The 14,369-nt window shown below is 59.2% G+C and carries 7 protein-coding genes; 1 reads left to right on the top strand and 6 read right to left on the bottom strand.

Features of this window, described 5'->3' with window-relative positions; translation table 11 throughout:
• Window positions 1-17: 17 nt before the first annotated feature.
• Window positions 18-1,547: a capsule assembly Wzi family protein gene (locus AS19_RS04815; RefSeq protein WP_046961771.1), complete on the bottom strand. Its 1,530-nt coding sequence runs from the start codon at window positions 1,545-1,547 to the stop codon at window positions 18-20.
• Between the two features lie 344 nt (window positions 1,548-1,891).
• A complete protein-coding gene (locus tag AS19_RS04810; protein WP_046961770.1) occupies window positions 1,892-2,527 on the bottom strand; it encodes an SDR family oxidoreductase in 636 nt (211 codons plus the stop codon).
• A 258-nt stretch (window positions 2,528-2,785) separates the two neighbouring features.
• Here AS19_RS04810 and AS19_RS04805 point away from each other — a divergent pair, with 258 nt between their 5' ends.
• Window positions 2,786-3,304, top strand: a complete 519-nt coding sequence (locus tag AS19_RS04805) for a lipocalin family protein (RefSeq protein WP_052753743.1) — start codon at window positions 2,786-2,788, stop codon at window positions 3,302-3,304.
• Window positions 3,305-3,368: 64 nt separating this feature from the next.
• Here AS19_RS04805 and AS19_RS04800 read toward each other — a convergent pair whose 3' ends face one another.
• The 4 genes from AS19_RS04800 to AS19_RS04785 form a co-directional block, all read right to left on the bottom strand.
• Complete coding sequence (locus AS19_RS04800) at window positions 3,369-5,588, bottom strand: molybdopterin-dependent oxidoreductase (RefSeq protein ID WP_046961768.1); 2,220 nt, start codon at window positions 5,586-5,588, stop codon at window positions 3,369-3,371.
• Between the two features lie 141 nt (window positions 5,589-5,729).
• Window positions 5,730-8,066 carry a penicillin-binding protein 1C gene (gene pbpC / locus AS19_RS04795; RefSeq protein WP_046961767.1) on the bottom strand — a complete coding sequence of 779 codons (2,337 nt, stop codon included), beginning with the start codon at window positions 8,064-8,066 and terminating at the stop codon, window positions 5,730-5,732.
• A 114-nt stretch (window positions 8,067-8,180) separates the two neighbouring features.
• Complete coding sequence (locus AS19_RS04790; protein ID WP_082116347.1) at window positions 8,181-8,528, bottom strand: transposase; 348 nt, start codon at window positions 8,526-8,528, stop codon at window positions 8,181-8,183.
• 180 nt (window positions 8,529-8,708) lie between these two features.
• Window positions 8,709-14,291, bottom strand: coding sequence for an alpha-2-macroglobulin (locus AS19_RS04785; protein ID WP_046961765.1), 5,583 nt, complete (start codon window positions 14,289-14,291; stop codon window positions 8,709-8,711).
• Window positions 14,292-14,369: the final 78 nt, after the last annotated feature.

Raw genomic sequence — 14,369 nt, 5'->3', positions numbered from 1 at the left:
TACCTGCATAAACTCTGTTACCAATTGATGTCGCGGGTCCACTGAAGGCCAGCGGTAAACCGCTCCCGCTTTTCATAGGTGACTACGGCTTCATTCGTAGTAGAAAGCAACCAGTTCAGCCGGCCGCCCAGTAGGGGGTGGCCGATGCGCAATTCGGCCAGCGTGATGTCTTGTTCGTCTGCGGCCTGAAGAATTTCGTCCCCATCGATATGCAGCACTGCGCGTGTGCTCCCCTCGTCATTCAGGGTCGCTCGGGAAAGGCTCAGAGAGACCGTCACATCGTTACGAAAAAACTGCTGCACACCCAGGGTGGTGACTTTGGCGTCACCCTCCCAAGTACTGGCCAGGTTACGGCCATGGTAGCGGAAACCGGTCTTGTAGGTGCTGTGCTCGTACATAACATTGTGGCGTCGATCACCAAACCAACTACCCGCCACCGTCTCGGTGGCTTCAGCAAAGAAACGCTGGGAGCCTTTTCCCCAGCCGGTGACTATATCGATACCGGCGAGAGACGATCGCTTGGAGGGCAGGCCACCGGCTTCATCTTCACCAATGAACTGGCCATAAATCCCCAGTGGCACATCACCGGGATTCAACGACAGACGAAAATCCACCCCCCCGATTTGATTACTGGGGTCATCATCATCATCGAAACCTGACGATTCGCCGTTATCTCGGCCAATGGTCGCGTCCCAGAAAGCCTGAAAGTTCTGCGGACGCCCTTCCCCGCCCCACTGAGCCAGCCGCGTGAGGCCGATTTGTAGCGAGTCCAGCGGTTTGAAGACAAAGCGTGCACCTAGCACATGGGCATCGGGCACAGCCCGGTCTTGTTCCTGGCGCCCGGCAATAAACTGTAAATCCCAAGGGCCGATCCAGCTGAGCCAAGGGCTTTGCGGAGCCAGCGGCATTTGCCGAGACAGCCACACTCCGGGTATCGGGCGGGCATTGTTGGAGAGCGCCAACGAGCTTTGCCAGCCCGGCCCCCACCAGCGGTCGATAGCGCCTACGCCCAGCTGCCAGTTGCCAACAATACCGGCCAGGTAACTGTCATCCATGCGCACATATTCATTGTCGCGATCGCCATCCACATACCCGATGGCCAATCGCCCCGCCCAACGATCACCCATGCCATAAAGTGTCACTTGGCTGGTCTGTTCATCTTCCACTTGGGTGTCGAAGCTGGTGTAAAGGGGCTCTTGATTGGCCACCCCCAAAGTAATAGAAGCACCACGGGTGCTTTGCTTGGCTTGGCGGAGGGCTTTTTCAAGGAAGGCGGCATGCTGGCTTTCACAGCGTTCTGTTTCCGCTTCCGGGAGGCTATGGCGGGCAAGGCGATAACCCTTCATTAGGGCGGCCCAGCTGATTGGCCAGCTGAGCGTCACTCCCTCTAGGCAGCCTTGAGATTGCAGCACCTCAATGTGATGGCGTGCAGCCAGATCACCAGCCGACACCCATGGAGAAGAAGCCTGGGCGCTGCTTGCAGCCAAAAGGGCAAAGCCCGCAAAATACCAACGAGTTGATCGTAAAGAGAACGGCACTACGGACATCCTATCCAGCTGTTTAACATCATGGGGGCGAATTATTAATGCTTTTTTTTGTCATCCATATGACAAGCTGCGGCATTTTACCGTTTGTTTACCGTAATGCGAATGGTCTTCAATACTAAACCAACGTAATTAATACGAATTAATGACACAGGCCCCTTGATGACTAGGGATACGGTTAGAAAAAAATACCGGATTTTGTCTAACAATCCAGCAGGGAATACTAGCCCGTTAGCCTGTTATCGCTAGAGCGAGGGGAAAGGGAGCAAAACGAAGAGAGCAGAAGGGTCGGCTTACGGCCTTTGGGCCATAGCGGCCTAAGCCGACAATGGAATGAAGCGCCCGCCTTAAAGGCTTTGCAGGGCATCGCGTATGGGGGTATCACCAGAGATGACGTCGAACTCTTGGTTACGAGTCTCCATTCGGGTGACTTCCGCCAGCACCTTGGTCACATCTTCTCGGGAGATTTCCCCGAAACCCTTTATTTTCTTCTCCAGCCTGATTTTCCCCAGCGGTGGCTCTTCGATGAGGCTGCCGGGGCGGACGATGACATAATCTAGCCCGCTGCTGCGCAGGTGATTGTCTGCATTGCCTTTGGCTTCGAAGTAATGGCGCATTTTTTCCGGGCCGCTGGCAGGGTCATCTGCGCGCATGGAGCTGACTATGATAAAGCGGCTGGCGCCCTGCTCTTTTGCTTGATCCACCAGTGAAATGGCACCGTTCTGGTCCACATCGATGGTTTTATCCGGGCCGGTGTGAGGGCCGGAACCGGCGGTGAATATGACAGTATGCTGCCCTTTCAGGGCATCCCGACAGTCGCCCTCCAAATCTGCCACCACCACATCGGCGGCTCCCAGCTCTTTGAGTGACTGTGCTTGGGCGGCATCGCGGACCATGGCGGTCACGTGGATGTTGTCGGCGGCCAAATGAGGAATCAGCCGGCGGCCAATTTTTCCGTTTGCGCCTGCAATAAGAACGTTCACGCGGGTCTCCTTTTCCGGTTGGTTAATAACAGGGGTTGTGATGGCGCGGAGGACTTTCAAGGGTAACCGGTGTGTGTAGGTCAGATTGACCCAAGGGCACAGAGAGCCTGAGAGGCGTAATCCGACATTTCATCATTATGGATGGGCTGCAAGGCTTGGTTGTCGGCTTACGGCTACACCTAAGTCGACCTACACAATCACTAGGATTCACCCGATGTTGCACCTCAAGGCGTGATCATCACTGTCATGGAGACATTTATGCGCCCGATACTACTGATAGTGAGCCTGATTATGCTCAACGCCTGCCAAAGCTCGCCCCGCGCCCCCATTGAGGTGGCCGCCCCGTTCGACCTAGACCGTTTTATGGGCAAATGGTATGTGATTGCCAATATTCCTACTTTTCCCGAAAAAGGCGCTTATAACGCCACGGAAACGTACCGCCGGGCCGGGCCGAATGAAATTGCCACCACCTTTACCTTCCGTAAGGGCGGCCCAGAGGGTGAGCTGAAGACCATGACTCCCACCGGGTTTGTGAGCGAAGAAAACCCGGCGATATGGCGGATGCGGTTCCTCTGGCCATTCAAGGCCGACTTCCGGGTGCTGTACGTAAGCCCGGATTACCAGGCCACCATTGTGGGCCGGGAAAAACGCGATTACCTGTGGATTATGGCCCGCAGCCCGGAGATAGAAGCCAGCACCTACCAGCACTTGCTGGAGACCGCCAAGGCCCGCGGTTACAGCCTGAACAAGCTGCAAAAAGTACCCCAGCTGTGGTGATGTTTGTTGCTGGCGCGCGCCGGCTAACGGGGTAGCCACCTCCGCTGCCCTATCGCCATTATTCTCATGCTGGTGCCAGCGTAACGGGAATGCCATTGAGCTGTGCCATGGCCGTTACCGCTTCCACCCGCTCGGTGCACAGCACATCGTTGATGCTGCTGCCCGCTGTACTCCGGGCAATGCCCAACTGCACGCCCGCACGATCATGGCCCCAACCATGGGGCACGCTGACCACACCGGGCATGATGTCGTCACTGAGGGTGGCCGGTAGCGTTATGCTGCCGGCACTGCCGCTAATGAGCACATCTGCACCCTCTTGCACCCCCAACCGTTCTGCATCCACAGGGTGCAACATGGCGTTGAAACGGCCTTTGCCTTTGATTAGCCGTTGGCTGTTGTGCATCCAGGAGTTATTGCTGCGCAGATGACGGCGGCCAATCATCAACAGCTCATTGCCTTGCGGGGCATCCGGCACCGGCAACCCTTGCAGTGCCCGGTTATAGAGGGCGGGAACCAGATTGATCCGTTGATTGGGGGTGTAAAGGCGTTGCGGCAGCATGGGCACCAACGGCCCTAAATCAATGCCATGGGGAGCGGCTTCCAAGCGCTTTAACGTTAACCCACCGCTGTTGCCACGCAGCAAACGCCAAGCCACTTTAGGCAGGGTGTGCAAACCCTTTTCCCTCAGCTCGGCTAGGGCCTTGCCGCCACTGCCATAGGGCCCCAGGCGCAGGCCCAAATCGATAATGCCCCGGTCGCCCAGCGTGCGGATCAAACGATCTGTGGCGGCGGACTTCAAGCGGTTGCGGCGACTGCGGGCGTTAAGCCGGTTCAACCGTGAGGTGAGCCCGAGCAGGATTTCCCAATCGTGCAACATGCCTTCCGGGCGAGGCACCAACGGTGGCGTGTATTTCACCACATTGCGCACCGCCACCGCCTGAAAAATAGGGTCGAACTGGCCGTGTTCGAGCTGGCCGGTGGGCGGCAGAATAATGTCCGCATGGCGGGTGGTTTCATTGATGTAAAAATCGATGCTGACCATGAAATCCAGGCCACTGAGCGCACGATCCAGCTTGTTGCCATCTGGGCACGACAACACCGGGTTGCCGGCATGGGAAATAAAGGCTTTTATCTGGCCGCGCCCCGGCGTCAGCATTTCATCGGCCATGGCCGTGACCGGAAATTCACCGCCGAACTCCGGGTAGCCGTTCACCCGGCTGCGATAATCGTCGAAGCTGCCGGTATCGCCACTCAGGCCACTCATGCTGACAACATCAAAAGCCGGGTTGGTGAACATGACGCCCCCTTGGCGGTCCAGATTGCCGGTGAGGATGTTAATCACATAGACCAGCCAGGCGCTGAGGCTGCCGTGGGCGCTGGTGGTTACCCCCACGCGGGAGTACACCGCCGCGCTGGGCGCGTTAGCAATCTCGCGAGCCAGCGTGCGGATGGTCTCGGCGGGTATGCCCACCGCCTCAGCCACTTTTTCCGGGGTCCAGGGCGCCACCAGCTTCTCTAGGGTTTGCTTGCCATCAAGCAAGCCATCGATACGGCCCGGCGCCACCAATAATTCCGCATACAGCACCTGCACTAGCGCCAGCAGCAGGTACACATCGGTGCCCGGGCGCACGAAATGATGCTCGTTTGCCAGCTGGGCGGTTTCGGTACGACGCGGGTCAACCACCACCAGTTTGCCCCCGCGGCTTTGCAGCGCCTTGAGGCGATTTTTCACGTCGGGGACGGTCATGATGGAACCGTTGGAAACCAATGGGTTGCCGCCAATGATCATGAAGTAATCGGTACGGTCGATATCCGGAATCGGGAACAGGGCCTGGTGACCAAACAGCTGGTAAGTAGCAAGCTGATGGGGCAACTGGTCCGTTGAGGTGGCGCTGAAGCGCTGGCGGGTATTCAGCGCCCAGGTAAAGGGCAACAACATAAACAGGGCACCGTGGTTGTGTGCCGTGGGGTTGCCCAAGTACAGCGATACCGCATTGTTGCCGTGCGCGCGCTGAATGTCGTGGAGCCGCTGGGCGGTTTCATCCAGGGCTTCATCCCAGCTAATCGGCACCCAGCCATCGGCGGTGCGCTTCACCGGGTGGCGAAGGCGGTCTGGGTCGTTATGCAGATCTTGCAACGCCACGGCCTTAGGGCAGATATGCCCACGGCTGAACGGGTCGGCCTTGTCACCACGGATAGCGTGTATGTCATCTCCGTTGTGCTCTACCTCGATACCGCACATGGCTTCGCATAAATTACAGGTGTGGTAGTGAAGGTGTGTCATCGGTAGCCCCGTTGGTTGCGCGAAGAGTTCTTGTTTATCAGATTCGCGAAGAAAAGGCGCGGTGAATATAGGGTTTTATCGGCGGAATGTACCCAAGGGCTCCGAGGGCCTGAAAAGGCGTAATCTGGCAATAAAGGTGATTTATTTGCCCAATACCTTGAAGCGCTGCTTTAACCGAAACCCCTGATCATCCACTAACGTGAGGGTATGCCAGCCGGGCTCGGCGATGAGCGCCCATTCGTGAAAATGGCGGGTTTCCCCTAAGTAAGTGGTATCCAGGTGCCAATACAGGGTGGCATCGGCGCGCTGGTGCACCGCGCGCAACACCGCCCGGCCCAGCCGACCATTCAGCTCCACCGGAATATAAATGGCGGTGCCCGCATGGGGGTAGATCAACGCCATGGGCGGCTCGCTATCCATGCCCCGAGCCCCCGCTAAGCAATCCTCCCGCCAACTGGGCAGCGGCCGGTAGTACGGGTGGCGGCGCTGGTAGAACCAGGCCTGACCGGGTGGCAGCACAAACCAATCGCGATGACGCATGGCGCTTACCGGCTCGCACTGGCTATGCACCCGTTGGCCATTGCTATCCAGATGCACCCGCACATGGTACGGCGTGACGGTTTCGAAATGGCTGTGCAGCGGCGCCTGCCGCTCCACCGTAGGGCAACGCCCCCCGGCCAGATAACCGTCGTCACTGCACACATGCACGGTTTTCAAATCAGCCAAGGGCGCCTCTGGCCAGCGAGCCGGCCCCAGCAGACTGAACACGTCCAGCATCAACGGCGCTGCGGTGGCCGCGCCGCCCAGGCTAGGAGCCGGCTCACCGTTGCCGTTACCCGCCCACACGCCCACGGTGTAGCGGCCATTACTGCCGATGGCCCAGGCATCGCGCAGGCCATAGCTGGTACCGGTTTTCCAGGCGATGGCTTGGCTGGAGCTGAACAACCGCCATTGCCGGGCGGTGCCGGGCCGTGCCACCTGGCGCAGGGCATCCAGGGTTAACCAGGCAGCGCCGGGGCTAAGAACAGGGCTGGGCTGCGCCCTGCCGGGCTCTCGATTGGCAAGGGAGGATTGCAACACCGCCACGGGGTAAGGCGGCGCCTGCCGGGCGCTAGCAAACAGCCGTGCGTAAATACCCGTGAGTTCGTTAAGCGCCCCCTCTGCTCCACCCAGCACCAGGGTGAGGCCGTAATCTTCAGCGTTACGAAACAGGGTGGTCATACCCATGCGCTGCAGCTGGTTATGGAAACGCCCCACCCCGTATTCGCGCAGCATGCGCACGGCGGGAATGTTCAGGGACTGACTGAGCGCCTGATGGGCAGGGACGGCGCCCCGGTAGCCATGGTCGAAATTTTCCGGGCTGAAGCCGCCATAATTGGTAGGCAAATCCGCCACCAGCGTATCGGGCAGCAACAACCCATCGTCCAGCATCAGGCCATATAACAAGGGCTTGAGGACGCTGCCCGTGGAGCGCGGCGCACTGGCGATATCCACGGCGGCACCGTATTCGCGGGCATCGCCGTGGGTCATGTTGCCCACGTAGGCGCGGGTGGCCAGTTCGATGTGATCAATCACCACCACCGCCACATTATGCACGCCCTCCCCGGCTAAGCGCCGACCATGCTGGCGCGCCAGCTCGCGCACCCGGTGCTGCAGGTCTGCATCCAAAGTGGTGCGGAACAGGTGTTGTTCGCTACTGGCGGTGAGAGAGTTCAGCAGGTGGTTGGCGTTAGCGGGCAACGCCTTGGGGGCAGCGGGCAAAGGTTCCAGCAGTGCCAGTTGCAGGTCCCTGGCCGGCAGTGCTCCGCTCTCGTGCAGGTCATTGAGCAACCCATCGCGCTTGGCCCGTAATCGTTCCCGGTTTCGCCCCGGGTGGATCAATGAGGGGGCATTGGGCAGCACCGCCAACAACGCCGCTTCTGCCCAGCTCAACGCCGCCGGTTCCCGGCCAAAGTAACGCCAAGCGGCGGCGCGTAACCCCACAATATTGCCCCCAAAGGGAGCCCGGCTAGCGTACTGGATTAGCAGCTCATCCTTGCTGAAGTGCCATTCCAGCTGCAGCGCCAACAGCGCCTCGCGGGCCTTCTCTGGCAGCGTTCTGGGCGGGTCATCACGCAGCAGCCGGGCCAGCTGCATGGTCAGCGTGGAGCCACCGCTAACCACGCGGCCGGCACGGGCATTGAGCCAGGCAGCCCGAGCAATCGCCAGCGGATCGACCCCGGGGTGAGCGAAGAAGCGCTTGTCTTCGTAACTCAGCAAGGCGCGGCGGTATTTGTCCGGCAACACCTCCACCGGAACGAAGCGCCACTGCTCATCTGCGGCAATACGCGCCCCGAGCAAGCGATCATTGCGGTCCAGCATCAGGGTGGCGTACGGAGTGTGGGTTAGCCGCTCGGGCAATGGCCAGAACTGCAACGCGACCACCATAGGCACAGCGATAATCAGCAGGGTAAGGATTGAACGGCGCAGAAATTTCATCGCGGGTGGGGGCCGGTTGCAAAAGCCTGTATCGGGTTACGGCTACGCCTAACACGATCTGCGAGCGGGAAAGTAGGTCGAATTAGCCTGACAGGCGTAATCCGACATTGCCCATTATTCGTTGCCAACGCCCTCCGGCAGTGACCATTCCCGGCCCCAGTTCGCAGGGTATCGGCCACGGGCCACGTCCCGGTGAAAGCTGCTGTAAGGCCAATCGGCAGGCTGGAGGACATAACCATGCTTTACCGGGTTGTAGTAGAGGTCATCGGTGTGAGTTTGCAAATCATACTCATCTCGAAGGGTATGTTCCCAGAAACGCTTTTGCCAGATCGGTGTGCTCATTTGGCCATGTTTTGTGACCACCCCCTTGATGAAGCGCCAGCGGGTTGAGAAGTCATGGTCCGTTTCCGGCAGGGTCCAGATGCAGTGGAGATCGCCCGGCAGAATAACAATGGCATTCATGCAGAAAGGGTGGCGCGTTTTTACCTTTTTGAAGGCATGGCGTAATGAAAGAACGACACGAGAGGGGGTGGCGCAACCCAGCGTAAGTCACATCCGCACCGTGTAGGTCGGATTAGCCTGAAAGGCGTAATCCGACCTACAAACGCAAGCCGATGGAATCGCAGGGCAGCGTAATCCGGTCTACTCCCGCGTTACTTCAACCCACAGCCCTTTGCTGCGCGCTTGGCGGCTGCCGTCGTACATGGCTTGCACGTTCCAAGCAGGCAGGTAGAAGCGGCCGGCGAAGGAGGCATTGAGCGCCACCCGCACGGTGAGGCGGTGCTTGCTGCCCGGTTTCAGATCGAAATAATGCATCACCCGGTCATCGCGCAGGTCCTGGTAGGTAATACGCTCCTGCTGCTCATCGCTGCCATCCAGCCGGCTGCTGGTAATCTGCCAGCCGGAAGGAAGGATTTGGGTGAGAGCCAAATTTTCCAAGGTGCGGTTACCGGTGTTGGTAATGGTGACTTCGGCCACAAAATCCTGCCCTTGAGGCAACTTTTGCGGGCTCACCGCTTGGCCATCCGCAAAGAAGCGGGTGCTAAGGGTGAGCCCTTCACTGCTGGCCTGTTCGTTACCCGGCAGCGGCGTTCCCACATTGCTCAGGGTGGCAAACAGCTTACGCTGGCTATCATTGCGCACGGTAAAGGCCTGGGCGTGCTGGCTATCGGCCAGCGTTTGGCGATACACCGGTGAGGTGGCTGCGATCTCCTGCCATGCCTGCTTGCCTTCGCGAATCGCAAACCGGTAGCCCTGCTCATCACTCTGACTGCCGGCATAACGGGCCATGGCCATGAGCGACCACGCGGTGGTTTGCGTGCTGTACCAATTGTCACTGGCCAGCTGGCTGGCAATGTCCTCTGCCAGGGTCCAGGCCTTGGCGCTATCGCCACGGGCATCGGCCACGGTGAGGCGGATAGCCTGGTCACGCAACTGAGAGCCATAGGTGTAACTAGCGCCGTCGTATTCCAGACCCGACGCCGCCGTGGCGGTGAGTTCCGCCGCCACGTCGCTAAGCCCCATTTGCAGGTATGCCGCCGCCAGCAGCCAACGACCACTATGGTAGCTGGCACTGCGCGCATAATCCGCCCGGGCCATCTGCAAGCGTTCGCGCAGGCGATTCATGACGCCCACCTGAGGCTTGCCGGCCAGTGCTAGGGTGTATTGGCGGTAAGCTTCCGCGCTCCACTGCCAGGGGCGATCGCCCAGGCTCTGGCTACGGCGAATCTGGTAGGCGGTCCAGTTATCTAACATGGCCGCCGGCACGGCATAACCGAGCCGCTTGGCTTCAAGCAAGAAATGGCCCGCATAACTGGTGCCCCAATCACTGGCATTGGCCAAACCCGGCCAGTAGCTGAAACCGCCATCGGCCAGTTGCAACCGCTGCAGCCGCTCGATGCCAGCGGCAACGTTATCTTGAACGTCCTGGGCTTGTTGCTCATCCAGTTGCAGCAACTGATTCAGGTACAGCTGCGGCAACACCGCCGAGGTGGTTTGTTCGATACAGCCATGGGGGTAGCGCAGCAGATAATCCAAACGACGCTCTAGCCCCATGGCAGGCAAGGCACTAACCACCACGGTACTGCTGTTAGTACCGGCCATGCCGTGAGGTTGGGATTCCAGCGCCCACAGTTCACCGGGCGCCAGCACCTTGCGGATATCACGGGTGGTGGGCGGGTTGGCCGCCCGCACTGGCAAGTGCACGGTTTCCGACGTGCTGTGCTCGCCCCCTTTCGCGGTGACGGTGATATCGCCGATACCCACCTGCTGTTTGGCGGTGATTTTCAGCATGGCAATCTGATCGGACGGGCCGGTGAAGGTGAGCGATGCCTCGCCCTGCTCCACCTCAAACAGATCGTTGTCCGCCTCCACGGTCAGGTTCACGTTCTTTAGGCTGTCGTCGGTGACAAACACGGTTACCGGCAACGCAACACTTTCTCCCGGGCCTAATACCCGCGGCAAGGTGCTCAGCACGGTGAGCGGCTGGGTCACGGTTATATCCTGTTCCGCCTTGCCGTAGGCGCCGTTATCGCCGGCCACCACCATGGCCCGAACCTGCCCCATATAGGGCGGCAAAGTAATATCGTGGTGCGCGGTTTCATGGCTATCTAACGGGAAAGGGCCAAGGAATTTCACCACTGGCGGGAACCGACGGCGTTGCTTTTCTCGGCCATCATCGGCGCCATCGGAGCCCCCCAGCGCCAGCAGCTGATCCAGCTCTGCACCGTAGGCGCCAACCACCATGTCGAATAGATCCCAGGTGAGCACCCCCAAGGCTTCACGGCGGTAGAAGCTGTCGTGGGGGTTCGGGGTTTGGTAATGGGTGAGGCCGAGCAAACCTTCGTCCACCAATGCCAGAGTGTAGGTCATTGGCTTACCCTGCTGCTCACTCACCTCCACCGTGAAGGTCTCTTCGGGCTTCACCTTTTGCGGGGCACTCAGTTGCGGGTTGAGGCGCGTATTGGGGTCATCCACCAGCAACGGCACCAGCCCATAAAGGCGAATGGGCCGGTCGTTACTGCGGCCACTGTGCGGTTGCAGCAGGGCCACATGCACATACACATTGGGGGCCATGTTGGCGGTGACGGGGATATCCAATGTTTGTGCTTTGCCGTTAGCCTCTAACCAATAGTGGTCCAGCACTCGGGAGCCGGTTTCCAGGCTCACCAGCAGACGGCCCTTGGCCACGGCGGGCAGTTCAATATGGGCGATATCCCCTACCGCATAGCGGTCCTGATCGGCGGAGAGTGACAGCCGTGTAGCTGCATCCTGACTCCCGCTGGCCTGCTCCCAGCTCCAGCCCAGATAGACTGTTTGCGCGGTGCAATGGTCACTTTGCCGATCACAGATGCGGATCAGGTGGCGGCCCCAGTCGTAGTCTTCCCCGTTCAGGTTCCATTGTGCGCGGCCTTGGCCATCGGTGGTGATTTGAGCCTGGGCTACACGCTGGGTGCTGGGGTCGCTAATGTAGTTGCTCAGGTCATCGCCTGAACGATCCCACCACCAGCGCCAGTCGATCTGGTAGACGCTGATGTCCAGGGGCCGACTAGGCTCTGCTTTGCCATCGCTGTTCAGGCTGATCAGATCAATGGCGTGCTGGCCTTCGCGGGACAACGCACCGCCCCAACCACTGCCTTGCGGAATACGCATGCCCACCCAGTGCTTGAACGGGTACACCGGCACGCTGCGAATTTGGGTGCTGTAATCGCCGCTGTTTTCAAACACACGGGTGGTCAGGGTGGCACGCAGCATGCCCGGGGTCTGGTCTACATTCACAGTGAGCGGCACGGTAGCGTTGCCCTGCCCGTCCACGTTGCCCTCGAAGGCAGTGAATGGTTCGCTGCTCAGTTTCCGGGTGGGGTCGTCGAAGTGATAAGCATCGTAGCCATCGAAGCGGGTGGTCCGCGCACTAACGCGCACCTGCATGTCCGCTTCTAGATTGGCCGCGGTGGCGCCATTGAGCCATTGGGTAAACAAGCCAATGTCCGTGGCCTCGTTGGCATACAGGGTTTCGGGCAAATCCAGCTCGATCTTCAGCCGGTTAGGCTTAATCGCTTCCACCCGAATGGGGGTATCAAAATAGCGCTCCCCCAGCCGCGCCACCGCACGCCAGTTACCGGTGGGCGCATCTTCGTCCGTGTGTAAGGTAAAGGCATAGAAGTCACCCACGGGTGTATCCAGGGTGTAGCTTTTCACCTTATTCCCTCTGGGGTCGAACCAGTCCAGCGTCAGCGGGTGCCCCTCGGGAATCATGTTGTCCTGATCTTCCAGAATGAAGGTGAGGTGGATGGCATCACCGGGACGCCACACATCTCTTTCACCGTAGAAAAAGCCTTTTAGGCCATCACGAACCTGCTGGCCACCGGTGTTGAACTGGTTGGTGGGCAAGGCCCGGTTACGGGCCAGCTTCAGGTAGCCGTTGTCCCGATCCTTGACCGCCTCCAGATAATAAGCGTTGCCTTCAAGGGTGAGGCTGGCCATGCCTTGGGCATCGGTGAGCCCCATGCCCACTTGCTGCAGCTGGTAGTTGTAGGCTTTCAGCACCACGTCTTCAGCAGGCGTATTGCTATCCAGCTCGGTGGCCACCACCAGCAAGGTGTCGTTCTGGCCTTGCTTGGCAATCAACCCCAGGTTGGAAGCCAAGAAAGCCCGGGTGCTGCTGGCCAGGTCGTTATATTCATAGTAGCTGTCGGAGCAGGGGTTATCTTTTTCGTACCAGCTCAGGTAACCGCCATCGATGTAATAGTTTTCGTAGAGATCATTGCCACCATCATCTTGCCCGGGGCCTTCGTAATTGTCGGGCAGGGTAGTCTTTTTATTCAGGGCACCGTCCGGGCAGTGGTAGCTGATGTCGTCGCCATCGATGGCCAGGGTTAGATGCACCAGGCCATTGGGGTGTTTGGCCATCAGCTCGGTGAGGCCCAGCTGATAACGCTGCCAGCCATCGCCAGTGCCCGGCAGGCTCAGGGTTTTCTGCCACAGGTAGCGGCCAGTGCGGGAATCCATGTCCGCTTCATTCAGTTCACTGCCCTGCAAATAGCGGCCGATATTGTCATCGAATACCCGGAATGCCTGCACTTTTACCGAACGCACCCCCACCGCTTCAAAGGGCACACTGAGTTGCTTGCCATCGGGCAAAATAGTGCCTTCGCCAACGAAGCGAACCCCAGGCTTGTTGGTCACCAGGGTCAGGTTCTTTTCCAACGTCTTCGCCAGGCGCCCCTGGCTGGCCGAGCGCAAGCTGGCGTCAATAACCAACGCCACATCGTCGTCAAGCTCTTCCTGCGGGTAAATGCGCAAGGTGCTACCGTCTACCTCCACGCGGGCATTGTTGTCATTGAGGGTAACCAGGCCTTTCAGGTTCTGGGTGGCGCTCAGTGCTTCAGAGAAATTCACCTGGATGTGGGGTTGGGGGTAACTGACCGCGCGCACATTGGTGACCGCAAAGTTTTTCAGCGCCGGTACGGTGTAGTGGCGTTCACCGTTGTTGCTCAACCCCAAGGGCGCCGCATCCCAGCGCAGTAACACATCGCTGGCTTGCGGCTTACGAACAATGCCGCTCACTGAAAATGCATGGCGAAGCCCGGCGCTGTCATGTTGCCAGACAATGGTTAAGCCATCACCGTTCTGGCTGGCGGCCAGCACCGACTCCACCTTGTCGTGGTCCGCCAGGTCACGGGTCTCAAGGCTGCCGCGTAACACCATCTCACGGCCATCTTCGGTGGGTAACAGGGACTCCACGCTCAAGCTCAGTTGCTGGCGCAGTACCTGCAGGGAAAATTCTGCCGGGCTCAAGGTGTCGTCCACATTTGCCAACCCCTGTGCGTACAGCACTAGGGTCAGCGATTCACCACTGGGCAAAGGTTCTAAGGGGCGAATTTCCAATCGATCTTCAGCGGTAAACACCGCCGTCACCGGACGTTCCGGCAACAGCCGGACCACGCCGGACTGGGGCTTGTCTAACTGATCGGGGCTGGCTACGGGATGGTTAAAGCGCACGATCAGCGGTGCACGGGCACTGATGGTGCCGGTGGGCAGGCTCGCTAGATGGGTCTGCCAGCGCTGATCCAGTGGCGAGACGGCGGGCGCTGCGTTATTTCCCTCTGCGGCCGCGACGTTATTATCCTCGTTGCGTGTGGTGTCTCCGGCTTCATCACAGCCGACCACCAACAGCACCGCCCACAACATCAATAGATGAAAAACCGACAAACCCCGACGTGGCATGAGCCCCTTCCCCTAGCAACATGATTAACGTGGAAAAGATACCACAGACATGGACCATTCGTTGGGGCACTCTCGTAA

Origin of the sequence: Alcanivorax sp. NBRC 101098 (assembly GCF_001010505.1) — a bacterium.
In the GTDB taxonomy this organism is placed as follows: Bacteria; Pseudomonadota; Gammaproteobacteria; order Pseudomonadales; family Alcanivoracaceae; genus Alcanivorax; species Alcanivorax borkumensis.
Note: the sequence above shows the minus strand (reverse complement) of the source record. Positions and strands in the feature narration are given on the sequence as shown.